This window comes from Paenibacillus sp. V4I7 (genome assembly GCF_030817275.1).
Lineage (GTDB): Bacteria > Bacillota > Bacilli > Paenibacillales > NBRC-103111 > Paenibacillus_E.
Window position 1 is genome coordinate 1,350,476 of sequence record NZ_JAUSZD010000002.1, and the last position, 24,769, is coordinate 1,375,244.

The window sequence follows — 24,769 nt, forward strand, 5'->3', positions numbered from 1 at the left end:
GAGGAGCTTGCAGCGAAGCAGCTCCTCTTTCTCATTGAAGTATTCCAGCTATAGCTTGTCAATATTTAATTATTAATGGCAAATTCATGAGGCGGTATACAATAAACATCGGAGAAGGCTGCCGAAATCACAATTAACAGGTAGAATTGTTTAATAAATACCTTCGAAATAGCGATTGTTAGATATCAAGTTTACGGGTACTGATCCATTTCACCATTTCAGGATCGCGATGTGAAAAGAACAGGCTCTGTTTCGTATCTAACGTAGTAACCGACTCCATTTCCTCTTGGCTTAATTCAAAATCAAAGATATTGAAGTTTTCGATAATTCTTTCTTTACGAACAGACTTTGGAATCACAACGACTTCTCTTTGTGTCAACCAATGTAAAACCACCTGAGCCACGGATTTATTATATTTTTCAGCTATGGATACTAATACCTCATTCTGGAACAAGTTATTTTTTCCTTCAGCAAAAGGTGCCCAGGACTCAATCTGAACAGAATAATCAAATCGATCAGACGATCCGCCTGGAAGTTACTAACGCCAATTGCACGGACCTTTCCTTCACGATACAGTCCCTCCATAGCGCGCCAAGAGTCATATACATCGCCAAATGGCTGGTGAATTAAATACAAATCCAAATAATCCAATTTGCAATCTTTCCAGTGATTTTTCGAATGCTTTCTTTGTGCGTTCATAACCTGCATCCTGAACCAAAAGTTTCGTATTGATAAATAATTCCTCTCTTGCCACACCACTCCGTTTGATTGCTCTGCCAACTGCTTCTTCATTTAGATAAGAGGCAGCGGTATCAATCAGACGATATATGGGAACAGCCTTCCTGTGTTAGGGTTTAAGACAAGAAATTGAATATCCTCGGCTTCAAGTAAAAAAAGCCGCTTGCGCAGCTTTTCACTTCTCCAATATCGCTTGATATTTGAGAAGTTCCCTCTGAAGAAACTCGATTTGTTTTTGGGTCGGATTCGAAAGCTCGAAATCGCCCCGAAGCGCAAGCGCGGCGGCAGCGCCGGCGGCGTCTCCAAGCACGATGAGATTCGGGTACACCCGCATCGCTGTCCAAGCGAACGAATCGATGTTCGCGGCGTACCCGGGAATCAAAACGTTCGTGAGCGAGGGGCACAGTAAAACATCGTATGGAACGTACCAAGGTTTAGCCGGGAGCGGATTGGAGAGCGGTTCTCCTTTTTTGTAAGAATTCGAGTCGAATTGGTAGTAGCCGAGTCCGATACGGCGCTTGTAGTAGCGGCTGTCGCCGCCTGTGACGCCGCTTTTGTCCAACGCGAATTCGTAGATTCGCCTTTCCTTGTCAACCTTGATGGCCGTATGGACGCTTTCCCTGATGTAGAGGGTTTCGCCCGCAGCGGGCTTTCCGTTTTCAATAACGATTTCCGCACTGCCCCATCCGGGGAGGCGCCTGAGCATGGAAATAAACTCGGGCTTGGCTATTTCCTCAAGCGCGAGCCTGCGCGCTTCGCTCGGCTCCGTTCCGCCCTTCGAATTGGGAATCCCGCTTTGTAGCTGCGCGTCCACGTCGTAAATCAAAAGCCCGTTGACCCAAAATTCCATGTCTTTGGAGCGCGCGGAACCCTTTTGGGAATAGCCATCCTCTCCCGCGTTGTAGGGTTTGAAGCGGTAAGGGGAGGCGGGATTTTCGTTGTAAGCGGAAAAACCGGGGTCGGTGTTAAGAATGTAGCCTCCCCAAAGCTGCAAGGAGCCCTTTTCCGAAAGAGTGCACCCTTCTTTGGTCCAATCTGTTACTGCTTTTTCTACATCTATACCCTTAGCCTTGAACATGAGCGTGGCCGCCATCTGCTTTTCGTCGGGGTTTTGGTCTTCCCTTCCTACGGTTCCGATGTGGTGCCCCGTCAGCCGAACGAGCCTGCCCGTTTCAGACGCGTCGATAAACACGAGGCCCCGAATGATTTCGGGAGGCTTTTGAAAGTCAAAGGAAAAGCCCCCGCCAACGGCGCGCTTTAGAGGCCGGACGGCAACGGATGAAACGCGGTACGCACTGCCTTGCGACTCGCAGTCAACCCTTTCGATGTCGGTTTGATAGAGAACACGTATGTTTTTTCTGGCGCCTGTTTTATAGGAAAAAAATTGCTCCATTTGGCTCGGAGGAAAAACGGGCGAAAGCTCCCGCAGAAAATAAAAAAGCGAGCCAGCTTGAGCACCTTTGTAATCTGCTGGAATTCCTTCTGGAAGCCGGGAGGGCTTATAGCTGTTCAGATCAAACAGATTTTGCCCGCCAGCAGTTTGAATTGATCCAAGCCGATTCTCCGGGACAATCATCGTTACCTGCCCGCCAAAACCGTCCGCTGCCTTAAGTGCCGCGGCTACGGCTTGAGGGCCTCCACCGTATATGACGATTCTTTCTTCGGGTTGCTTTTGAAATACGAAAATGAGAGAAGCTGCGGCTGCGATCAGAAGGCAGGCCGTTAGCAAAGCGCACGTCGTCCTTACAATTTTCAAAATTGTCTCAACCTTTCCGGCTTCTGACTCCTATTTTTCAAGTGTTCCCCTTTTCTGGCGGTTCTATTTTCCGGTCATTCGAAGGCGTAGCTTTAGGTCTCCACACCGAGGAATTTGTACATGAAATTTCAGGGGACGATTAAATGATGGGAGTACAAAGATTTTAATCGATATAGCCTGGTGGGCGACAATCGGCATGTCCAAATGAACATCGAAAGTCTGGTGGAGTACTTGAAAGGGATGTGCTTACGCGACAAGGAATAGGTTCTACGACTTGAAAATAAAGAAGCCTCTCCTCATTGGGAAAGGATTCTTAGCGTTTGTTGCCATGTTAATGCCGGTGAAGTCTTATACGTATTTGCGGATCAAGTCGGCCAGAACACCGGCAACGTAGGTAGTTCCGGAAGCTAGTTGATTGCGCTCGAACCGTATCTTTACAAAACTTTCATCCGTACCAGTCGCTTCGGCGAACATGCCGGCTAGCCCGCGCGCTTTGCGATCGATCTGCAGCAGCAAGTCGACGCCGTTCTCGTCCGGGGAGAAGATAATTTCCAATTCATCCAGTCGGCCCCGGAATTGCGAGGAGGGGACGAATTCGAACTCTTGAACGAAAGGCAATCCATTCTTTCTGCCATAAGTTGGCATGTATTCGCATGTCACCTCGCGGAGTCGGAATCCGAGTTCATTGACCGCCTCCAGTATAACCTCGGAATGCGGGTGCGGTCTTACTTGAAGCTGATCCTGATCCTTCGGATCAACCGCTTCTTTAATATCAAGTCCGGTTTGAATCCAAACAGGGGTTCTTCCCATCGTTGCTGGCGTAATGGCTGGAAGCTGGAACGAGACTGGGAACTCGTAGACCTGCTCCGCCTCAACGGTAAATTTTCCGGTAAGCTGGAATTTGGCCACGGCAGCTTCCACTTGCATTTTTGTATCGTTCTGCTCCTTCAAGTAACGCGTCATGACGAAGGCGTAAACGTCATCGATCTGCTGATCCACGCGCCCCCCCTGAATCCGGACGACGCCGCTGATCATATCCCCCGCGTTCACCGTATCTTGATGGAGCATGAGGTCTACTTGGGCAGCGCCGATCCCGACGGTTGCGAGCATTCGTTTAAATATGGACATGTGTAAATTTCCTCCTTGTCATTCATATATTCACTGATACGATGTAAAGCACAAAGTAGTTTCATATGTTTGCGGAAAAACGGAAATTACTGTCGAATTGTACCATTCTGGGCACGTTCGCATATTTGAGTTCCGCTCTCGAGCGTTTGTACATGCCTCTCGCGCGTCTGCCAGGAGCGAAAAATGAGCGGCAGCTCGCTGAATCGATCTTAGTTAAGCTGCTTCCCTGAAGCGGCTCTTTTTTGTAATGCACCAACAAAAAAACAATCAGTGACAACGAGCGCAACTAATGACTATTTGCGGTTTATCGCCCCAGGAACAGCATACGACAGACAATCTGAACAAGCAGGGACTATCGACGGCAAACAAAGCCCTCCGATATGATGGAGCTACAGTTTCACAGTCATAAGCTGAAAGGAAGAAAGCAGCATGCAAACAAGTATGAAAGCACGAGTCGCTACGTCTTCGGCTACGAGGTCGTCGACAATGATAGGCAGACTAGTGCGGAACCGATGGCTCTATTTCATGGTCCTCCCTGGCCTTTTGTACTTTCTCATTTTTAAGTACTGGCCGATGTACGGAATCTTCATCGCATTTAAAGACTATCAGCCATTTCTGGGCTTCTGGGATAGTCCGTTTGTAGGTCTTAAACACTTCGAAAGTCTCTTTAGCGATTCGAACTTTCTCGTTCTCTTTCGGAATACGTTGATTCTGGCCACTTACAATATCCTGTTTTTCTTTCCGCTACCGATCGTGATTGCACTCATGCTAAACGAGCTAAGGCAGGAATTCATTAAGAAGACTGTTCAAACGTTGATATACATTCCTCATTTTATGTCCTGGGTCGTAGTTGTGGGGATTGCCTACATCTTCTTAACGACGGAAGGCGGCATTGTGAACGAGCTGCTGGTGCGTTACGGTGGAGAAAAGATCAATTTTCTAGTGAGTAACGATTGGTTCAGGACGATCATTACCGCTGAGGTTATTTGGAAAGAAATGGGCTGGGGCACGATCATTTTCCTTGCGGCACTAGCCGGCGTCGACACACAGCTGTATGAAGCAGCACGCATGGATGGAGCGAACCGGATCCGCCAGCTGTGGCATATTACCCTGCCAGCCATTCGCAGCACCATTGTCATTCTACTGATCCTCCGACTGGGACATTTTCTCGATACGGGTTTTGAGCAAATCTTCCTTATGCTCAACGCGATGAACCGTGAGGTCGGAGAAGTATTCGACACCTATGTCTACTCTGTAGGGATCAGCCAAGGACAGTACAGCTTCAGTACAGCGGTCGGTTTGTTCAAGTCGATTGTTGGTTTGATTCTTGTCCTTGTATCTAATCATTTAGCCAAAAAATTTGGTGAAGAAGGTATCTACTAGAAAAGGAGTGTTGAACCGCTATGCCGCTCAAGCAAAGCTGGGGAAGTCGAATATTCGATAGCTTGAACATTGCGCTGTTGATTGTATTCGCTTTACTTACTGTAATCCCATTCATTTATGTCGTTGCTGGCTCGTTCGCCACACAGAAGGAGTTGCTGATGCGTGGATTCATCTTATTCCCGACAGAATTTACTCTGGATGCGTACAAATATATTTTCTCCACCCAAACGCTGGTCAGAAGCTTGCTAGTTACTATCTACATCACGATCGTAGGTACGCTGATCAACATCTTCTTTACATGCTTAATGGCGTATCCGTTAGCGCGCAAAGATATGGATTTCCGCAAACCGATCTTGATGCTGGTTGTGTTCACGATGCTGTTCAGCGGCGGGATGATTCCGACGTTCCTGGTTGTCAAGCAGTTAGGAATGATCAATACCTACTGGTCCTTGCTGATTCCAGGCGCCATCAGCGCCTTCAACTTAATCATTATGCGGAACTTTTTTCAGCAGCTGCCGGACGGCTTGGAGGAATCCGCCAAGATCGACGGCTGCAACGATCTAGGAATCTTTTTCCGGATCGTGCTTCCGCTATCCATGCCCGCGATCGCAACCTTCTCGTTATTTTACGCGGTAGGTCACTGGAATACGTTCTTTAGCGCCGTGCTGTATATTAATGACAATACCAAATGGCCGATTCAAGTGCTCTTAAGGCAGATTGTGATTATGGCTTCGGGCGGGATCGGGGACTCCACCGCGATGGATGCGGATTATGTCTCTCCGCCGGAGCAATCGGTGAAGATGGCGGTAATTGTGGTATCTACGCTACCGATCCTGATGGTATACCCGTTTTTGCAGAAGCATTTTGCCAAAGGGGTAATGCTGGGCTCGGTTAAGGGTTGAGATATAATAGCATAAGGGAAAAAGGGAGGATATAAAAAATGAACAAAAGACATCAGAAGACAATGGTCAAAGCCGGAGCTTTGCTCACTACAGTGGCACTAGTTATTACCGCCTGCGGGGGGAAGGATCAAGCCGCTCCCCAAGGCAATGGTGGTGCCGGGGTGAATCAAGGACCGCTGCAACTAACGATGATGCTGCCGACCTACAATCCGGAGCAGATGCCCGCGGACAGCTCGGTATTAAAAACGCTCGAGGAAAAGACAAACACGAAACTTACGGTGTCATGGGTGCCTTCCTCGTCCTACACGGATAAATTAAGCGCTACCGTTGCATCCGGCGAGCTGCCGAAAACGTTTGTTGCGCTGGAACCGAAAGCTTCCAATATCGTTAACGCCGCCCGCAGCGGTATGTTCTGGGAGGTCGGGCCCTATCTGAAAAGCTATCCGAACCTGAGCAAGATGTCGGACATCGTACTGAAGAACATATCGATCGACGGCAAAATTTACGGTGTGTTCCGTGAGCGGGATCTTGCTCGCTTCGGTTTGATGATCCGTCAGGATTGGTTAACGAACCTGGGCTTACAGGCGCCGAAGAACGTAGATGAACTTTATACGATTCTGAAGGCATTCGCAACAGGAGATCCGGATAAGAATGGTAAGCAGGATACGCTTGGACTTGCTGTGGGGATGCAGGGAAGTAATATTGCTGGCTTTAAAGATATTCTGGTATATATGGGCGGTCCGAATGAGTGGGAGCTGAAGGACGGCAAGCTGGTTCCGGCTCATATGACAGCAGCATACTTGGAGACAATGAAGTTCTACAAGAAATTGTATGATGAAAAGATTATCAATCAGGACTTCGCGCTCGTCCAAGACGGCCGGGCCGTAATGAACAAGGGTCAAGCCGGACTTTGGATCGATAATATGCTGGACGGCAAAGTTATCGAGGAGAACATGAAGAAGGTCGATCCGAATGCAAAAATTAATTTAATTAACCGCATCTCCGGTCCGAAGGGCGAAAGAACCCGCGCCGGTGCCGGCTATTTGGGCATGTACGTGATACCGAAAACGAGCGTGAAGACGGAAGCTGAACTTAAGCAAATTCTTGCTTACTTCGATAAAGTATCCGAGAAGGATATTCAAAACCTGATGAAGTATGGTATTGAAGGGAAGCAGTACACGACTGAGAATGGCAACTATACGCAAAATCAGGATTCAAAGATAAAGGCGGAAATTAAGGATGGCAATCAGTTTATGATTTTGCAGGATCAAGTTGTAAACTATGGAAACGAGCTCGAGAAGCTCAGCACGAAGCTGTTCCAGGACAATGCTACGATCGCCCTAGCTAATCCCGCCGCGCCTTTTATTTCCAATACGGAGATTGAGAAGGGCAAAGAGCTCTCGAAGCTCATTGCGGATGCTACAGTAAAATTCATCATGGGTGCGATCAATGAGGCTGAATGGAAACAGACGGTTGATAAATGGCTGCAAAGCGGCGGAAGCAAGGTCATTGAGGAATTTAATGCAGAATACGCTAAAGTAGCGAAGTAATGAGGCTTGCTGATTGAGGAAAGGGATATATGGCCCTTTCCTCATATATCGTTTAACGGGAGAGGAGTTAAAAGAGATGCCGAAGATAATATTCGACGAAGAAATGATCCGGTCGGCTATCGACCGGGTAGTAGAACGTACGTTCAAGATGGATTTTAGCTGGGATTGGCCGGGTGGGGTTGCATTTTATGGCGTGTGCGAAGCTTATGCTGCTACAGGCAGGCAAGAGTACTTAACCAAATTGCAAGCTTGGGTCGACGAAAATATGGAGGACGGGCTGCCGAAGCTATCAGTAAACGCGGTATCAATCGGACATTCCATGCTTACCTTATATCAAGTAACGCAGGATAAGAAATATTTGGATGCAGCGACGGATATGGCGGAGTATCTAACACACGAGGCCGTGCGTTTTGATGACGGTATTTTCCAGCATACCGTTAATTCGGAAACATACAATTTCCCAGAACAGGCTTGGGTGGATACGATGTTCATGGCCGGGTACTTCTTGCTTCGCATCGGAACCCTACTTAAGCGTCAAGATTACATTGAGGATGGGCTCAAGCAGTATCACGGACATGAGAATTTCCTGCAGGATCCGGTGTCGAATTTGTATTTTCATGGATGGGACAACATTGCGAGAAACAACCTTTCCGCTATCCATTGGGCGCGCGGCAATTCCTGGGCAGCCCTGACAATGGCCCGGGCGCTCGACCTTGTTCCAGTTACGCATCCGTCCTTCATGATCATCGACGGTTCACTTCGCGATCAACTGAGCGCACTCGTACGCCTTCAGGATGAATTGGGGCTGTGGCATACGATCGTTGATGAGCCGACCTCCCCGCTGGAGACTTCGGGTTCGGCGGGAATAGCGACAGCATTATTATCGCGCGGCCGCTTATACAATAAGTACACGCAGAAGTCGATCGACGGCATCTTAGCGCGCATTACCGCAGATGGCACGGTAATCGGAGTTTCGGCTGGCACTGCGGTCATGAACGATGCGGAAGGATATAAGAACGTACCGGATAAACGCATTCAGGGTTGGGGACAAGGGCTGACGCTGGCTTTCCTTGCCGCGGTGCTGGGCTCGCAGAAAAATCTGTTCGGTCACGGCTGCTGAGATCACTATCATACTTGCTTAAATGGGCAGATATGCTCCCCATAAGGTAGACAGGTGAAATAATGAAAATCTGTTTATCCTATGGGGGGCTTTTTGTGCAACTACAAAATAGCAACCAGTGACAACGAGTGCAACTAAAGACTATTTGCGGTATTGCTACAAGAAAGGCATTTGGCAGCCGATCTGAACAAGCAAGGACTATCGACGGCAATCCAAGCCTCCCGGTATGATAGAACAACAGTTTCTCAGTCCTAAGCCGAAAGGAAGGAAGTAGCATGCAAGCTAGGTTTAGGGTTGTAAAGAGTAGGATCACCGCCTAATAGGAAACCTATATTATTCCAGATAAATGAAAATAGACACTCTACAGAATTTTCATGTAAACTTGAAGTACTGTCATGGAACTATAACTTGGAGGCATTATGCGATTTCGGTCCTCGTCCTATTTATTAAAGCTGATGTTATTGTCCATCTTGATCGGCACCATACCGGTCATTCTGCTGGGCACCTTTGCCTATTACAATTCCTCCCGAACCGTACAGGAGAAAGTAAACGAAAGCAATAAGCAGCTTCTGCAGCAAATGCAGATGCGTGTCGAGCAGACGCTGAGGACGATTGATAACTCGGCAACGCAGCTTCTGCAATCACCCGTCGTCACCGGCGCCTTCGAGAAAGATATATCCAATTATGATTTCGAAATGGTGCATGAACTGTATAAAGGAATTTCGCTGATTCAAACCTACGAGCTTGGCATCAGTGATGTTTTTCTGTTCAGCACAAGCAAGAAATGGATGGTCACAAGCAAAGGGGTTAATGAATACATTTCCCCGGACTTCAGGCCGCAGTTAGAGGCATTCTCCCGTATAGCGGGAGGCTCCTTCTGGACAAGTAGTCCGGATGATCTACCGAATTCCTTTCAGTCCATCTACTTTGTAAAGAAGTATCCAATTAACTCTGTCGATCCGACTGGGATTATCTGCGTCGTGCTCTCGTCTGATGTGATAAAGGAGCTTGATGCGTTTCAAAACGGCAAGCTCGACAGTACTTTTATTCTGGATAAGAATTTCCATATCATTGATCATCGCGACCGTACTCAGCTGGGAACTAGCATGTCGGGTCAAACTTACTTAAAGCCCCTCCTCGAAACGAAGGATGCTTTCGGCCAATATGCTACCGAGCTGGATGAAGAGGTAGTCACTGTCACCTTCCGGAAGTCCTCCTATAACGGCTGGAGCTATGTCTCCGTAGCCTCAAACGAGCAAGTGAACGAACAGAATAAAATCATCGGCTGGATTACTCTACTCGTATGTATGGTCATCTTGCTGGTCACGCTGATACTAGCTTGGTTCGGATCAAAGAGGATGTACAGTCCGATTCAATCCATCTATACCGCTCTCACCAGCATTCCTTCCTCAGTTGATGAGGGGAAGCCAAACGGCGAGCTTCAGGTTATAGGGGAACGCGTCGATTATTTGATCAGAAATCAGTCCCTGATTATGAATGAGCTCAAGGGGCAGCAGGTGCAGCTTAAGGAATTTTTCATGCAAAAATTGTTTAGCGGTACGATCCATCCTGGAGATTTTGAGGAAAAATTGAGCTTGTACGGTTTGGAAAAGCTTTGGCCCTCCATGTGCGTGGTTGCCGTTCAAATCGATACACTGAAGGATACCAGGTATGAAGAGGCGAATCGGGATTTGCTCATGTTTGCAATCAGCAATATCGTCGGTGAGCTTGTACTGACAGAGCAAAGGCTGGTACCAATTGTCAGATCGGATTGCCAAGTGACTCTGATTGGTTCATCAAAAGAGGGGACGGACTTTAAAGAGCAGATTTTCACACTGTCCGACGAGATCCAAAAAGCCATTTTTCAATATTTAGAGATTAAAGTGAGCATCGGAATCAGCAGTCCTTTTAGCTCGCTCTCGGATAGCCAGCAGGCGCTGCATGAAGCTATGACCTCGTTGAAGTATAGGGTAGGACTGGGGCAAGAGTCGATTTTGTTTATTGAGGATGTGCAGCCACAGAAGAGCAATCTGTATATGTTCCCGCAAGAAGGGGAGCATGCCTTGTTCGATGCGATCCGAGCAGGAGATCTGGAGCAGTCGGAGCTGGCCTTGAAGCATTTTATCGGAGAGCTGTTCCAGCCCCATACGCAGCATCGGGACTATCAGCTGTCATTGATGCGTCTGCTGGTCGATCTCCTTAAATTCGGGCAGGAATTGTCCATCCCCTTGGACCGGATTGCAGAGGATGAAGCCTCATTGATTCAGTCTCTGTTCAAGCTTCGGAACGTGAATGAGATGGAGCACTGGTTCTGGTCGATGTTTGTGTATCCTTACATTCAGGAGCTGGGCAATCGTCGCGATTGCCAATTCAAGCATATTTCAGAAGCGGTAATCGATATGATTAGGCGGGAGTTTGATTCGGAGCTGACACTCGAGAAGTGTTCTTCCCGCATCAACTATCATCCCCACTATGTGAGCCGTGTTTTCCGTCAGGAGACCGGCATTAATTTCGGCGATTATTTAACGCAGTATCGAATTGACGTGGCTAAGAAATGGCTTAAGGAGTCCGATTTGAAGATTATTGAAATCTCCGAGCGATTGCAGTACAACAACTCCGCTAACTTTATTCGCTCCTTTCGCAAAATGGTAGGCATGACGCCAGGGCAATACCGTGAAGAGGGGTAAAGTTAAGCTGCTTAAAGCATAAAAATGACATAATCGTTGTATTGGGGGAGTTTGCTTTGAGGCGGCTCCTCTTTTGGTTTATTGAACTAACGGGCAGGATTGCGTGGTGGTTGAACCTTAATCGTCAGCTGTTGGCTAAAATTACCATATGTCTAAAGGCTTCTCTATGAACAATTCCGTGCATAAGATTCATCATGGGACAACCGCACAACGGCAAAAGCCCAAATACATGCACATGGAAGGAGTTCTAAATGAAGAAAGTTTTGATCTTTTGGATAATGGTGTTGTCACTGTTGATCGGTACAAGCTCGGCTTACGCAGAAACATCACAATTAACAACCATTGTCGAGAACGTGGAGGTCGGATACACCTATGAAATCGGTGTGAACGTAAATGAAACGGGGATCAACTTTCGTTCAGGCCCGGGAACGCAATTCGACCGTATCCGCTATTTTGCTCCAGGAGAAGAATTCAGAGTCATAGAACGTGTAACCGGAACAACTTGGGCGAAGGTAAAAGATGCAGCTGGCATTATTGGCTTTGTAACTACCCAACCACAATATACACTCTTTCGAACGGTAAAAGTTGTCCCCGCTTGGGAAGTAAAGGCGGAAGCGATCATTGCTACTGGAAAAGAATACCTCGGCGTTCCTTATAAATTTGGCACAGAGTACGAGAATGATGGACTTTTTGATTGTTCATCCTTTATGCAATACATTTTTAGTAAACACGGTATTGCTTTACCTCGGACTTCAAAATTGCAAAGCCAAATAGGAAAAACAGTTTCCTTTGAAAACGCCCGTAAAGGTGACCTGATTTTCTTTGATGTGGTTTCCAGTCGGGAGGGTATAGACCATGTAGGGCTATATATGGGCAAGGACGATCAGGGGCAGGATATCATGATTCATTCAAACCCAAGCGGTAATGGCGTGAATATCAAGGTTCTGGATCCATTGTGGAAGGGCCGTGTAGTCAAGGTGCAGCGATTAATTTAACCCTTTGATGAATTATTCTAACGGGGTGAACTGCAGTACACAATGAAGAGAAGGCAGTCGGGGAGGACTTTTAAGAGGATAGGAAGCCGAAAGGTGTGGCACATTAACTGCGAAAAAGATGGCTATCGATTCCGGAATTTGGTTGCGGAGTTGTGCCAGGGTCTTCTCCAGTATGGGGGAGACCGCTTCTTTTACTTAGGTGTTTATTAACATTATTATTTTTCATTTCTGTCCTGTCGGGTCACCGCGTAAATCGCGGTTTTTTTGTTTTATGGATAAAGTTGTTGTCACCGCCAATCCCGATTTTGACAAGAACATTATCTCATTCCCGAAGTATGTACACTGTAAATTAAAAATGAATCCCTTAGTCGGTTATTCAATTAACGGGCAGGTTTAACAGAACTATTTCTCAATAATAAAACCGGCTGCCGGCATATTCGCATATTCGGAAGCCTGTTCAATATTATATTTCATTTAGTAAGTAGAAAGTAACGGATGAGAAATATGTTGACTATGAGGAGGGACAACAGTGGAAAATAATGAACTGATAGCAAGATTGAAAAATGTTTGTAAGGAGCTGATACTACAACTAAGAGGTAATAACGGCGAAAATGGAAATGCATTGATTGATAGTAATTTGATTAGTGCTTTGCACTCATACATTGATTTGTATAAACAGTCAATAAGTAATGATAGTATGGTTTCTAAAGAGATTGTCGGTATTCTACTTAATACTTGTAGTAGATTTTACATTCAAAGCAAATACTCAAAGAACTCGGATGATTTGTTGGAAGAATTCGATAGGATAAACGGTAAATTATTGGGGATATTTGTACCAAAGGACATGTAATTTTCATTCAGACTAACGCAGAACGATAGTTGAACATCGAAAGGGCTGCTGTGGTAGCCCTTCATTACGGGCAGATTAAGTGAATGAATGTTTCCCAAAGTTTTTGGACAAATTAACTGGAAAATGGCGGTAGCTGCCTGCTAGGGGCTGGGTGAATTGTGGCATAACACATGCCGGGGTTCAACTTTTATAAATATAACAGGAAATCTGTATATCGATTTATTAATCATAATGATAATAGGTTTGATTTTCATTGGTTTTAGTTTTCCTGGAGTTTATTCCGAGTATAAGGACGTAAAGCAGGAAGAGAATCGGATATGGAAAATAATTTGGGTGCTGTTGATGACGGTCTCTCATAATATGGGAGCACTTGCTTTCGGTTGCATTCTTTTCTTGGTTTCAATTTCAAGCATGATTTTAGAATTGACATGCTAACTGAGCATATATTTAACCTCGCAGATTCCCCCTTGTGATTGGAGCCTTGCAAGCTAACGGATCAATTTAACTAAACGTCAAATAAATTGTACCGTTTTCGCGACGGGTTAACCAGAAAGTAAAAAACTCACCTAAAGTTAGGTGAGTTTTCTTTTAAGAGTTGTTCTGTTGTTGAGGGGGCTTAACGATATAATCTCGCTAATTCTTATGGCTATAGGTCTCTGTCCTGAAATGATAACAAGGACGTCTTTGCCGACAATTCTTAAAACGCCGTCGAATTCAGCTGAACCGGCTTCATCGACGGCGAGTGCGGTTGTGGAAATGAATACCCGTCTTCCTAATAATCTTCGTACTCTCTGCCGGAAAGTTAACATCTAAAAACCCCTTTCCTTATCGTTTACCTAAGGTTTCCTCTTATTTCTTGTTCTCGGTCTCGGTGTGACCAAAGCAACGATCTCATCGTTTCTAATAATGATGCGTCTTCTCTCATCCGTAATAAAACAAATGAAATCTTTTCCTGCTTCGCGAATCATACCTTGGAATCTTGCAGGTTCAGGGGTTCCGTTTAAGCCGCGGGGCGAGCCTGTTGTAATAATGACAGCACGTCTACCAATAAACATCCTGGCGAAGTTTTTGAAAGTTAAATTCACAAATAATCTCCCCTTCCTGAAGATAGCAGCAATGCTGGACGTGAAGGTTGATTTGAATATTTTCTTTCCGCTATCAGGTACTACAGAATATGTGAATAACGAAAAAAGGAAACGGTGGCTCCTATTTTTTATCGAGATTTGAAGCATTTCTTTGCCCTAGCGGCAATAAATTGGTTCAAGTCTCGTTTTTACGATGCCTTAGATGTGCAGCCTTCTCTAGCCCTGTAGTTCCGCCAGCTCGTTTCATGTGCTTTCTCCAGCTTGCTATGACTTCTGCTGCTGTAGTCACTCCATGTTAAGTCTGTTGGACAGGGAACTCATAAAGTGTCGCCGTGGATCGTTTGCAGGTCCAATCCGAAAAAACTGATGTATATTCGGGGAAACGGATATCCAGCCAGCGAATGATTCGGTTCTGAAGCCGTATGCAATTCGCAACCCAAAACTTTCGATCGCTCATGATAACGCGCAACCTTTGAAAAGAATGCGATTGCTTCGTGTATTCAGAGTAATAACCCCGACTGACAACATCCGCGATGACAAGAGCGTCCTTCGGATCATTTTTGGAAGGAGAATTATCTCTATTCTCTTTGTTTCTCTTCGTCGTAACAGGGTTCACTAGAACAACGCTTAACCTCTGTTCTACCAGCCAATTCGCTAGATTAAACCAATAGTGCCCCGTCGGTTCCATTCCAATTATTATGCTGTTCAAACGGTGTTTCTGCTGCAACTCATTCATCCAACGTCCAAACCTTTCAAACCCTTTCTTGCTGTGGTAAACGTAAGATGTCGTTTAGAAAGAACGATTCCGCGAAAGTTCGTTGCCTGTGCAACATGTGCATCCTTCGCCATATCGATGCCAATTACTAAGTGAGATGGAGTAATTCGTTCTATCCGTAGATTTTGTTCATCTGATTGCTTAAACTTCATAATAAGAGCGCCTCCTTGATGGTGTTGGGTTTCAAACCCGTGGACAAACCCTTCATACCGAGGCGCTCCTTTTTTGACAAAGACCATTTTTTAGGTCCTACAGGAAGGTTCAACAGGCTGCCGACTACCAACTGCCTGGGCCGATTAACTGAAGAGGATATTTTAGAAAATAAATGGCTTTTGGAACGATGGGGATATAAGGACAATAACAAACTCTAGTCTTTTTAGTATAGGTGTGTTTAATCCAAGCGATGATGAAATGGTAACGTTCTTAACGGAATATTGGAGTGTTACAATTTACCAGTAGCACAACTACGTTTAATTTGTGAGCGTACTAAACTAACGGAGAACGTTAGTTCATATTAAATACACAACGAGGCTGCCACGGAAACGATCGACGGCCTCATTGAACTTGCTCAATTGCCCCACTCATACGTTTGGTGCGATTTACCTGGCTGCCGTTTTAATGATCAATCGCATAGTGCAATTGAACGACGCCGCTGCCGAGTGATTTGAAGTTCAACAATTCCACTTCTTTGTATTGGTACTTCTCCGTGTCAATCAATAGATTGAGCCCCTTCCCTTCCAGTACCGGCGCGATATTGAATATGAGCTCGTCAACAAGCCCTTGACCCAGAAAAGCATTGTGAAGATCCGCTCCCCCCGAGATGAGGGCGGTTTGATAGCCTTTATCCTGCAGGTAGCTCAAGGCTTCGAGCGGCGAGCCGACAACCGTCACACCGGGAATTTCTTTCACACTTGCCGATACGACGACGATATCCATGCCGGTAAAAGCACCCCCGCCTCCGCTCGCCAACATCCCTTCAAACGTACGTCTTCCGACAATGAAATTACCAGCTGCTTGAACTTGTGCCGCAAAATCGCAGAGTGCTTCCTTTTTTGGGGGATTATTCGGACTCGATTGCGCGTAGTTGCCATTGCCTGTTAGTGTTGCCCATAGAATTGTTTTCATTGGATAGCCTCCTAATAGTCGATGAAAATAAAACGGTGATTATCGTTCAGCCTAGCTTTCTTGATGCTGCGATGTCCGTTCAAGGACTCTGCGGATGGAAGCGACCACCCGGTCGGGCCGATCTTCCTGCACGTAGTGGGAGGCATCGTCTAACGACTCGGTTTCGTTCAATTTCAAATAACCTTGCCATTTAGCCATCTCTTCGGGTGGAAAGCCCGCGCTATCCTTCATCCCCCACAGAATCTGTGCTGGCAAATTGGATAGAACCGGCAGTTTCGCCTCGATTTCCGCGAGCCACGGACGCGCTTTTCGGATCTGCCTTGGGAATACCCATGTCGGTTTCCGGGATTTTGGGGTTGGGAATGGATCGGTGTAGGCTTTTCTCAAGATATCCGTGATTTTCTCGGAATGATAGATCCCATGCGGGACAATCTTCTTGGCGAAGAAGTTTCGCCTTATTTGCAGCCAATATCCGAAGGGCCATCCGCCCATGGCAAACGAGAATAGCTTCATCGCAGGGAGCGTGGCCGGCCATGCCCAGGTATTCATCACGACAATTCCGCGCAGGTTCTCACGGTGCCTTACTGCGTAGTTGAATCCGATCGGGCCTCCCCAATCTTGGACTACTAGTACGAATTCCTTGAGATTCAGTCGCCAGATGAATTCGGTGACAGCCTCAGAATGCTCCTTCGGCGTATAGCCATAATCGGAAGGAGCTCGTGACATTCCGAGTCCCGGGTAATCCAATGCAATCAAGCGGCATTCGCCGCTCAATTCTTTGATGACGTTCCGGTAAAGATACGACCAGGTGGGGTTTCCGTGTAGGAGAAGAATAACAGGCCCATGCCCCTCGTCAACGTAATGAATCATGCCATCGCGATAAGGCATCCAGTGGTCCTTGAACGGATACTCCGATGCATCTACATCAAACGGTCTTTGCATTTATGCCTCCAATCTGCCAATTGTTTTAAGCAGCGTTTAAATCGTACGGAATATTTATTTGAATATTCAGACTATTAATGTGATTCAAAGTCCTGTTAATATCGATTGAGCGCTCCGGTTGCGCGCACCACTCAGGGGTTGATATCGATATGAAGTAGAATTTTGTGTTTCGTCTCTTAATAAGACTACAATACAGTGGTATATTTGAAAAGTAGTTACAATAAAGTGCAATAGTTTCAAAAAATGAACTATGGAGGAAACGTCAATGTTGGATCGCTCTTGTATCGAAGCCATTGATCCTTTGCTGGAAATCTTGGATGGTAAGTGGACCCTCCCTCTTCTGTTAGAGTTGTTTGTCGGCACCAAGCGATTTGGTGAGCTGCGGCGAAAGCTACACCCGATTAGCCCGAAGACGTTAACGGATCGACTGCGGTGTGCTGGAGGAGAAGGGGATTATAACGCGTACGCAGTACCCCGGTGTGCCCCTGCACGTCGAATATGAGCTAACTGAGCGAGGGTGGAATCTGCAGCCTATTTTTGCGGCAATGTGGGCATGGGTTCAAGAAAATGGCTTAAGTGCCGAGCATGGGGCGGAAGAGATGGCATAGATGTGAATGTAACAGAAGCACGGGAGCGCAGACGGTTGGGAGTGGACCTAATGATTGACACGATAGCTTCCCTCATCTCGAAAATGCGGTAGGCTCTTTTTTTAAGTTTTTAGGAGGGGATTGTTTATGGAGAAAGAGGTAGCTAAAGAAGTATTGACTGTATTCGAACGATTATCTGATGATGATAAAAATTCAATATCAATCGGACTTAAAACGTATTACGGTAAACAAATAAAGTTTTCAATGGATGAATTATCCAAAATGGATCAAGAGGAATTAGAAACAATTAAATCAATTATAGTTGGAATAATAATTACCAAAGAGAATGCACCAGATATTCTAATGGTCCATGTGAGATTAAAAGATAATAATTTGCCTTCTAAGATATCATTCGGAAAACAACGATTAAACTAACGAAGAACGATAGCTCCAGAATAATATACCCTCTAGGCTGCCGGTGAATCGCTCGTAGCCTATTCCTTTAATGTGCAGGTTAGTTTGGTGGCTGTCTTGAATAGATGAAGAGGACAAAGCCTTTGTAAAGAAGTGCTTAGCTGCCTGCATATCCCGATTTTCAGATAACATGAAATCAATGGTTTCCCCATAGAATCAACTGCCCGGTATAGATACCTCCACTGACCTTTGACTTTGACGTAGGTTTCGTCAGTCCTCCAAGAATCGTTCTTAAACTATATTTCAAATACCATCTCACCGTTAGTAAAATAATCACCGTTGTGCATGTCTGGAACAAAAGCCTGCTTTCAAGTGTCAATATATCTGAAAGGGTTATTTCGTGGACGATGTTAGGAATCCGTATCCCCACCTAATTTGGCCGAGAAGGAGGTGAGAAACAGCATGTTTACAAAGGATTTAGGAACAAAAGGAATGATCTGGTTTGGGAGTTTGTGCATCGTATTCGTTCTGGCGTTCTTCCAGCAGATTGTGTATCCCCACATAGCGGAGGCCGTTCTATTGGAGTCGCTGAAGAACCTAACAGGGGACCCAGCCTACTCAACCAAGCATGCTGGTGAAGACTCCGGATCTGAGAATTTTCTGAAAGCGGTTTCTGGACAAAAAAATTCGATGTCAGTGGTATCAAACCTTCCCGTTTTATCCAACGTTTTGCCAGACAACGGAAAGACGGATCCATCTTCCACCAACCAGGCGAAAGATTCGCGCGAGTCTTTGCCAGCTGTTTCGACTCCGTCTGCGGAGAAAACCTCCGGACACGTTATGCTTCCGCTTCCCGATCTGCAGGTGAAAACTCCTTCTATTTCAGTTGAAACGCCATTGGTTAATGTGGACGTTTCATTAGCGAAGGCGGAAGTATCCACTGATCGGATACCGTTGGCGTCGGTTAACTTGCCTGCAACAAAAGTGGACACGCCAATCGTGCAAGTTAAGACGCCAGCGGTTCAGGCTGAAGTTCTGACGCCGGTACCAGCACCCCAAGTCAAGGTAGTTACCCCGGCCGTTCAAGTGAAAACGCCTGTGACGGATATCCTAGTACCGAGCACGAGCCAGACGAATTTCCCTCAGATCGAGGGAAGAAAGGCTGACGTAGGAAAGAAAGAACCCCTTACTAAAACAGACGGAGCCCAGAATCTGCCTTTCAATACGAGTGGGAATGAAAGTCCTATAACTAGACCGTTTCCAGTGAACGGTAGCGTATCCGGTGCACCGGTCAAGTTAGCTCCGGCAGCGGATCAGTGGAAAGACGGCTCGGGAAGCAAATCATCTCCGAGTTCCACGACCAGAGCTCCTGAACCATTTGAAGCAACGCCGATTCGTACGGATCCCGCGAGTACTTGGTTTTCCGCCCCGTTGACTCTTTATACAGGAAATGGTTCAAATGGCGGGGGCTCATCATTCGTTACTGGATGCAGTGCGTTCTTTGTAAGTCTAGGTTTTCTTTTTCCTGATATTCTTCTACCTCCGCCGAAAATAAAGAACCAAAATTATGAACACTCCCGGCCTTGTGGTGTGAATCAATGGTCGAAGCCGCCACCAGCTCAACCGCCTCGGTATACCTTCTTCTCAGTCGTCGTTAAACAAGATGAGAAGGAGTGCAAATCATATGAAAAATATAAATCCATTGGAAAGATTCCTTTGAAGCGGCAGCAATCAAAAGCGCTACATGAACAAGCTGTGGACAACCTTTCAACAATCGATCAGGCCATTTACGAAAAACGGCAACAATTAAATAAGTATGCTAGAACATATGGTCTTTCAGACCCTAGATGTCTTCATTGTTCGATGGAACTCGATGAATTAATTAATGCTTTTAATAAGATGAATAAACAATTGATTAAAACTTTGTAGGACTCATTATGTCAAAAGAAAACTGAACCATTTAAAATGCCGGCTCAAGTTGTCGGCTTTTTTCTGTTTAATAGTAGGCTATAGAAATTTAATTTAAAGAAAAGCTTGCTCAAGAGTAGGATTTACTTTTCCAATCGAAATCATATTTTTATCGACGTTTTACTCTTCATATCAAAAAAAGAGAAATACAGTCAAAAATGTGCTAAATCTTTAAAAACCTTGATTCAAAAAGGTATCACTTATAAAAAAATGTTCTATAGACGGAGTTGTTCATCAGGTAATACAGTTAACTCATTGGCCGGGTTTTCGTAGGAGTAAACGGTATGAACGTGGTCATTTTATTTACTACTTTTAGCGAAGGGGGATGGTTAACCGACGGATTCCGTATATGGTTGACTTTTTTTATCTTAATTTGCAAACGCTTGCATTCTTGAGAATTGCCCGGAGTAATTAGATTATCCTTTCGTATCGTAAACAGAAGGAGTGAAATGAAAAACGTGTCAACTAACAGAAAATTAAGAAATATTATTGCTTTACTTCTTGTATTGGTCCTCATTCCGAATTGGTCAATTGTAACAGCGGCTGAAGCTGGTGGAGGTTCGGCCGCCCAGAACAATGGGATTTTACTTGACGGTGTATATTATAGTGATTTTGGCGATACGGTTGCGCTTGATCCTGTGAATTGGGGCTTTGCAACAGCAAATGCTACGGTATCCATAAATACCTATGATATTGGAGGAAATAACACCCCTAAGCTGCAGTTCACTCAGACGAACCAAAGCGGGGGACGAGTTGCAACGAAGAACTTCGTTACTTCTGTGAAAGGCAGCCAGATCCTTGTTCAATTCGACTGGTATCCGGGCAAGGTTAATGATAAAAGCGCCAGCAACCCAAGCGAAAACGGCGGCGAGTTTAGAATCCTCGATAGCACCGGTAATACGGTATTTACTTTAAATAACACTAACAATGCACCTCTGCAATATTTCGTAGGAAAGCAGCCTGCTGCAAGCACCAGCATTACGAATCCCCAAGCATGGTATACGGTAGGGATTAATCTTGACGTGGAAAATAATGTGGTCATATGCAAGCTTACCGACAAAGCTACGGGAACAAGTCAAGAATATACTTCATCCTTAAATGGAGTAGCTTTTGACGGGTCTGTAGCCTCGGTTAAATTAGTGGGCATGCGTACATCCGGTAATAATATTGCATGGACTACGTACCTTGATAATTTCGGTGTTTATCATATACCTATTCCGGAAAATAGAATTACAAAAGTGGATAAATTACCCTATCATACCGTTTATGTAGATCAAACATCAGCTGACATCCATTCCATCGGTTTACCTCAATCGGTAAAAGTTACTCTTGCTAATAATAGTAAGATAGACGTGCCTGTAAGCGAGTGGGTTAATGTTGGTAAGGCTTGGGATCCTCATGAATCTGGCGTTTACACGTTTAAGGGGATTCTTGCTGTTCCCCAGAGTCTGGAGAATGGATTTGACAGATATGCAACCAATTATGTATACAACCGTCTTGCTCCACCGAATACGGCAAGGCAGACGGAGTGGCTGGACAGAGGAATTATCGCTTTGAAATCTACAGATGGCATATTTGTAAGCTGGCGTCTGCTTGCAGATGAATATAATCAAGATGTGAAATTCAATATTTACCGTAATGGGCAAAAACTAAATAATGAGCCATTGTCTATTACAAACTATATGGATTCAGCCGGTACTCCAGGAGATACCTATAAAGTGGAAACTCTTGTGCAGGGGAAATCGGATACGAACGAAGCGACAACAGCAGCAGCTAACGATTATCTCTCGATTCCTATGCAAAAGCCTGAGGGAGGAACAACGGCTACAGGAAGCTACACGTATAGTGTAAATGACGCGGGCGTAGGGGATTTAGACGGTGACGGCGAGTTCGAGGTTGTTGTGAAATGGTATCCTTCTAACGCGATCGACAGCTCACAAAACGCGATGACTGGACCGACTATTTTTGATGCTTACAAACTGGACGGTACGCTTTTGTGGCGAATCAATATGGGGCTTAACCTGACATCAGGAGCTCATTATCATCAATTTATCATAGCTGATTTTGATGGGGATGGAAAAAGTGAATTCCTCATTAAAACGGCAGACGCTACAACCGTATATGGGACAACCCACGGAAGGTTCGATAGCAGCAAGGTTATTAGCGTAATCGGCAATGCCAATGATAATGGAAAATGGGTCAATGATAGCGGTCATATATTCGGGGGACCTGAATATATATCCATATTCAAAGGCGAAACCGGTAAGGTTATAGACACGATTGATTATGCGTTTCCGCTAGGGGATGTCGCTTCATGGGGAGATACATGGCATAACCGTTCAGACCGATTCCTTGCAGGACTGGCTTATCTGGACGGAGTGACTCCGAGCGCCATATATGGCAGAGGTTATTATGAACGGACTACCTATGCGGCTTATCATTTAGTTCATGGGAAGCTCCAAGAGCAGTGGACTTTCGATTCGGCCCAAGCAGGCAGAGGGGGAGGCTTAGGTTTTCATAATCTGGCCACTGCAGATGTCGATAATGACGGTTTCGACGAAATTATTGCGGGTTCGTTGACCCTTGATCAAGACGGTACAATTCTTTATGAAATGGATGGCGAAATGCAGCGTGAACAAGGATCACACGGTGACGCGCTTCATGTAGGGGCATTCGATCCAGCTCGTGAAGGTCTTCAGGTTATGGCAGTTCATGAGGTTCCGGCTGTTGCATCCGTTGAGCTCCATGATGCCGCAACTGGGGAAACACTGATGTCTTACAATGGTTACGTGGATACTGGACGCGGATTGGCTGCCAATATTACATCTGGAGCTGGATATGAGTTCTGGGGGACCGGCGGTACAACCCCGGCAGCAGGCGGAGGAATTTACAACGTACAGGGTCAGGTAGTAGCCGACAGCTTCAGAACGGCAGGCCTTTCCGTTAACTTCGCTCTTTTCTGGGATGGGGATTTATTAAATGAATTGCTTGATAATACATCCATCTCCAAGTATAACCAAAGCACGAAGAAAGCTGAGACAATAAAAAGCTTTGCAAATGTAGTAAGCAATAATGGAACTAAGGCTACTCCGACCTTACAGGCCGATATCCTTGGAGACTGGCGTGAAGAAGTTCTTCTGCCTATAACAGACAGCTCGGAATTGAGAATCTTCAGTACGACGATTCCTACAGAGTACAGACTTTATACACTCATGCATGATCCCGTATACAGAAACGGTATTGCATGGCAAAACACAGCCTACAATCAGCCGCCGCATTTGGGCTTCTATCTTGGTGAAGACATTAGAGAAACTGTTCTTGCAGGAGGGCTGCATGCGCCTAATGTTGTTTATACCACCAAGTCCCACAATGGGGAACCAAAGGATCCTAAAGAACCAAAATATCCAAATAATCCCAAATAACCCCAAATAACCCTAAGAAATAAATGTAACTATTTTACGATTGTTCCGCTAACGAGGTAGTAACACGATTATGCAAGTGTGGGATCCAAGGGAAAAGGGGACTCTACTAGGTTTTGACTTAGTTGAAAGTAAGCTTAGAGGAACATGATTCATTACGCTAACGAGGAAATATAAATGAATATTCATCAACGTTATGAAGCTGCCGGCACGATCGGCAGCTTCATAACGTTGATGGGTAGTATAGCTGAAAAATATACCTTCGCAGTTATTAATATGACACATGCTGACATATTTATGGTCTAAAATGGGCGGTAGATCAACGAAAGGAGTAATAGATTATGAAACTCCTAAATGGAAAAGTGGCTTTGGTGGCAGGTGCAACACGAGGCGCTGGTAGAGGAATAGCTATCGAATTAGGCGCGGCTGGGGCGACTGTTTATGTGACAGGACGCACGACACGAACACAACGCTCCGAGTACAATCGTCCTGAAACAATTGAAGAAACCGCTGAACTTGTAAGTAATGCGGGTGGTCGAGGAATAGCGGTTCAAGTGGATCATCTGGATCCTGATCAGGTACAGGCTCTAATTGCCCGCATTGAGAATGAACAGGGGAGACTGGACATCCTGGTCAACGATGTTTGGGGGGCTGAATATTTGGCACAGTGGAACGTGCCCGTATGGGAGCACTCCCTTGAACGGGGGCTTCGCATGCTTCGGCTTGCAATTGACACACATATCATTACAAGCCACTTTGCACTACCCCTGTTAATCCGAAACAAGAATGGACTGGTAATAGAGATAACGGATGGCACGGCAGAATACAACGATAGAAACTACCGTTTATCAATGTTCTACGATCTAGCCAAGACGTCTGTCATTCGTATGGCTCAGTCTTTAGCTCATGAACTGTCACCATATAAATGCACCGCAATAGCAGTAACCCCGGGTTGGATGCGTTCTGAAATCATGCTTGATCACTATGGTGTTAAGGAAGAAAACTGGCGTGACGCCACTGTGAAGGAACCTCATTCCATCATCTCGGAATCGCCGCGTTTTGTAGGGCGTGCCGTTGCCGCGCTAGCTGGAGATCCGGAAGCTGCCCGATGGAACGGTCACTCTGTGTCAAGCGGTAAGCTCGCACAAGTGTATGGTTTTTATGATCTTGACGGCTCACAGCCTGACTGCTGGCGGTATCTCGAAGAAGTGCAGGATGCAGGCAAACCAGCGAATGCTTCTGGGTACCGCTAATATTCAATAAAAAAGAAGGGATTCAAGTGTTCTGTAGAAAGGTTTTGGGCTCTTACAGGTCGTTTATATTGACGCATTCAAACATTCAACTA

Annotated in this window: 21 protein-coding genes and 2 pseudogenes; 14 read left to right on the plus strand and 9 right to left on the minus strand. The window is 45.7% G+C overall.

Annotation, left to right across the window (positions count from 1 at the left end; genetic code table 11):
* Positions 1 to 178 precede the first annotated feature (178 nt).
* The 3 genes and pseudogenes from QFZ80_RS07480 to QFZ80_RS07490 all read right to left on the minus strand — a co-directional run.
* Positions 179 to 826: pseudogene (locus QFZ80_RS07480) on the minus strand (aldo/keto reductase); the annotation flags it as partial.
* An 87-nt stretch (positions 827 to 913) separates the two neighbouring features.
* Entirely contained in the window at positions 914 to 2,494 is a 1,581-nt protein-coding gene (locus tag QFZ80_RS07485) for an FAD-dependent oxidoreductase (protein ID WP_307558145.1), read from the minus strand.
* Between the two features lie 348 nt (positions 2,495 to 2,842).
* On the minus strand, positions 2,843 to 3,622 hold the full coding sequence (locus tag QFZ80_RS07490) for a sporulation protein (protein WP_307547797.1): 780 nt from the start codon (positions 3,620 to 3,622) through the stop codon (positions 2,843 to 2,845).
* Between the two features lie 486 nt (positions 3,623 to 4,108).
* Here QFZ80_RS07490 and QFZ80_RS07495 point away from each other — a divergent pair, with 486 nt between their 5' ends.
* The 7 genes from QFZ80_RS07495 to QFZ80_RS07525 all read left to right on the plus strand — a co-directional run bounded on the left by QFZ80_RS07495 (position 4,109) and on the right by QFZ80_RS07525 (position 13,109).
* Entirely contained in the window at positions 4,109 to 5,005 is an 897-nt protein-coding gene (locus tag QFZ80_RS07495; protein ID WP_373460381.1) for an ABC transporter permease, read from the plus strand.
* 20 nt (positions 5,006 to 5,025) lie between these two features.
* Positions 5,026 to 5,907 carry a carbohydrate ABC transporter permease gene (locus tag QFZ80_RS07500; protein WP_307547795.1) on the plus strand — a complete coding sequence of 294 codons (882 nt, stop codon included), beginning with the start codon at positions 5,026 to 5,028 and terminating at the stop codon, positions 5,905 to 5,907.
* 38 nt (positions 5,908 to 5,945) lie between these two features.
* On the plus strand, positions 5,946 to 7,457 hold the full coding sequence (locus QFZ80_RS07505; RefSeq protein ID WP_307547792.1) for an extracellular solute-binding protein: 1,512 nt from the start codon (positions 5,946 to 5,948) through the stop codon (positions 7,455 to 7,457).
* Between the two features lie 76 nt (positions 7,458 to 7,533).
* On the plus strand, positions 7,534 to 8,577 hold the full coding sequence (locus tag QFZ80_RS07510; protein WP_307547790.1) for a glycoside hydrolase family 88/105 protein: 1,044 nt from the start codon (positions 7,534 to 7,536) through the stop codon (positions 8,575 to 8,577).
* Between the two features lie 419 nt (positions 8,578 to 8,996).
* Positions 8,997 to 11,264, plus strand: coding sequence for a helix-turn-helix domain-containing protein (locus QFZ80_RS07515; protein WP_307558147.1), 2,268 nt, complete (start codon positions 8,997 to 8,999; stop codon positions 11,262 to 11,264).
* Positions 11,265 to 11,515: 251 nt separating this feature from the next.
* Positions 11,516 to 12,259, plus strand: coding sequence for a C40 family peptidase (locus tag QFZ80_RS07520; RefSeq protein WP_307547785.1), 744 nt, complete (start codon positions 11,516 to 11,518; stop codon positions 12,257 to 12,259).
* 529 nt (positions 12,260 to 12,788) lie between these two features.
* A complete protein-coding gene (locus QFZ80_RS07525; RefSeq protein WP_307547783.1) occupies positions 12,789 to 13,109 on the plus strand; it encodes a hypothetical protein in 321 nt (106 codons plus the stop codon).
* An 836-nt stretch (positions 13,110 to 13,945) separates the two neighbouring features.
* On the opposite strand, the gene QFZ80_RS07530 is transcribed toward QFZ80_RS07525, so the two are convergent.
* The 5 genes from QFZ80_RS07530 to QFZ80_RS07550 form a co-directional block, all read right to left on the minus strand.
* Positions 13,946 to 14,194 carry a hypothetical protein gene (locus QFZ80_RS07530; RefSeq protein ID WP_307558149.1) on the minus strand — a complete coding sequence of 83 codons (249 nt, stop codon included), beginning with the start codon at positions 14,192 to 14,194 and terminating at the stop codon, positions 13,946 to 13,948.
* Between the two features lie 295 nt (positions 14,195 to 14,489).
* A complete protein-coding gene (locus QFZ80_RS07535; RefSeq protein WP_307558151.1) occupies positions 14,490 to 14,903 on the minus strand; it encodes an IS110 family transposase in 414 nt (137 codons plus the stop codon).
* A 23-nt stretch (positions 14,904 to 14,926) separates the two neighbouring features.
* Positions 14,927 to 15,121, minus strand: a complete 195-nt coding sequence (locus QFZ80_RS07540) for a hypothetical protein (RefSeq protein WP_307558153.1) — start codon at positions 15,119 to 15,121, stop codon at positions 14,927 to 14,929.
* Between the two features lie 463 nt (positions 15,122 to 15,584).
* The gene (locus QFZ80_RS07545) at positions 15,585 to 16,094 is read right to left on the minus strand and encodes a dihydrofolate reductase family protein (RefSeq protein ID WP_307547778.1); all 510 of its coding nucleotides are present in this window, start codon (positions 16,092 to 16,094) and stop codon (positions 15,585 to 15,587) included.
* A 51-nt stretch (positions 16,095 to 16,145) separates the two neighbouring features.
* The gene (locus QFZ80_RS07550; RefSeq protein WP_307547776.1) at positions 16,146 to 17,036 is read right to left on the minus strand and encodes an alpha/beta fold hydrolase; all 891 of its coding nucleotides are present in this window, start codon (positions 17,034 to 17,036) and stop codon (positions 16,146 to 16,148) included.
* Between the two features lie 265 nt (positions 17,037 to 17,301).
* On the opposite strand from QFZ80_RS07550, the gene QFZ80_RS07555 reads away from it, so the two are divergent.
* From QFZ80_RS07555 to QFZ80_RS07560, 3 genes are all read left to right on the plus strand, one after another.
* Positions 17,302 to 17,538, plus strand: a complete 237-nt coding sequence (locus QFZ80_RS07555; RefSeq protein ID WP_373460028.1) for a winged helix-turn-helix transcriptional regulator — start codon at positions 17,302 to 17,304, stop codon at positions 17,536 to 17,538.
* Positions 17,516 to 17,644: a winged helix-turn-helix transcriptional regulator gene (locus tag QFZ80_RS38875; RefSeq protein WP_373460029.1), complete on the plus strand. Its 129-nt coding sequence runs from the start codon at positions 17,516 to 17,518 to the stop codon at positions 17,642 to 17,644. Before QFZ80_RS07555 ends, QFZ80_RS38875 begins: the two co-directional genes overlap by 23 nt.
* Positions 17,645 to 17,770: 126 nt before the next feature.
* Entirely contained in the window at positions 17,771 to 18,058 is a 288-nt protein-coding gene (locus tag QFZ80_RS07560; RefSeq protein ID WP_307558155.1) for a hypothetical protein, read from the plus strand.
* Positions 18,059 to 18,166: 108 nt separating this feature from the next.
* Here the strand turns inward: QFZ80_RS07560 and QFZ80_RS07565 are convergent.
* Positions 18,167 to 18,321 (minus strand): annotated as a pseudogene (locus tag QFZ80_RS07565) (DDE-type integrase/transposase/recombinase); the annotation flags it as partial.
* Between the two features lie 178 nt (positions 18,322 to 18,499).
* On the opposite strand from QFZ80_RS07565, the gene QFZ80_RS07570 reads away from it, so the two are divergent.
* The 4 genes from QFZ80_RS07570 (at position 18,500) to QFZ80_RS07585 (ending at position 24,677) form a co-directional block, all read left to right on the plus strand.
* Positions 18,500 to 19,966, plus strand: a complete 1,467-nt coding sequence (locus QFZ80_RS07570; RefSeq protein WP_307558157.1) for an aspartyl-phosphate phosphatase Spo0E family protein — start codon at positions 18,500 to 18,502, stop codon at positions 19,964 to 19,966.
* A 497-nt stretch (positions 19,967 to 20,463) separates the two neighbouring features.
* A complete protein-coding gene (locus tag QFZ80_RS07575) occupies positions 20,464 to 23,427 on the plus strand; it encodes a rhamnogalacturonan lyase (protein WP_307558159.1) in 2,964 nt (987 codons plus the stop codon).
* A 174-nt stretch (positions 23,428 to 23,601) separates the two neighbouring features.
* Positions 23,602 to 23,730, plus strand: coding sequence for a hypothetical protein (locus QFZ80_RS07580; protein ID WP_307558161.1), 129 nt, complete (start codon positions 23,602 to 23,604; stop codon positions 23,728 to 23,730).
* 35 nt (positions 23,731 to 23,765) lie between these two features.
* Positions 23,766 to 24,677: an SDR family oxidoreductase gene (locus tag QFZ80_RS07585; RefSeq protein ID WP_307558163.1), complete on the plus strand. Its 912-nt coding sequence runs from the start codon at positions 23,766 to 23,768 to the stop codon at positions 24,675 to 24,677.
* The last annotated feature ends 92 nt before the right edge of the window (positions 24,678 to 24,769 follow it).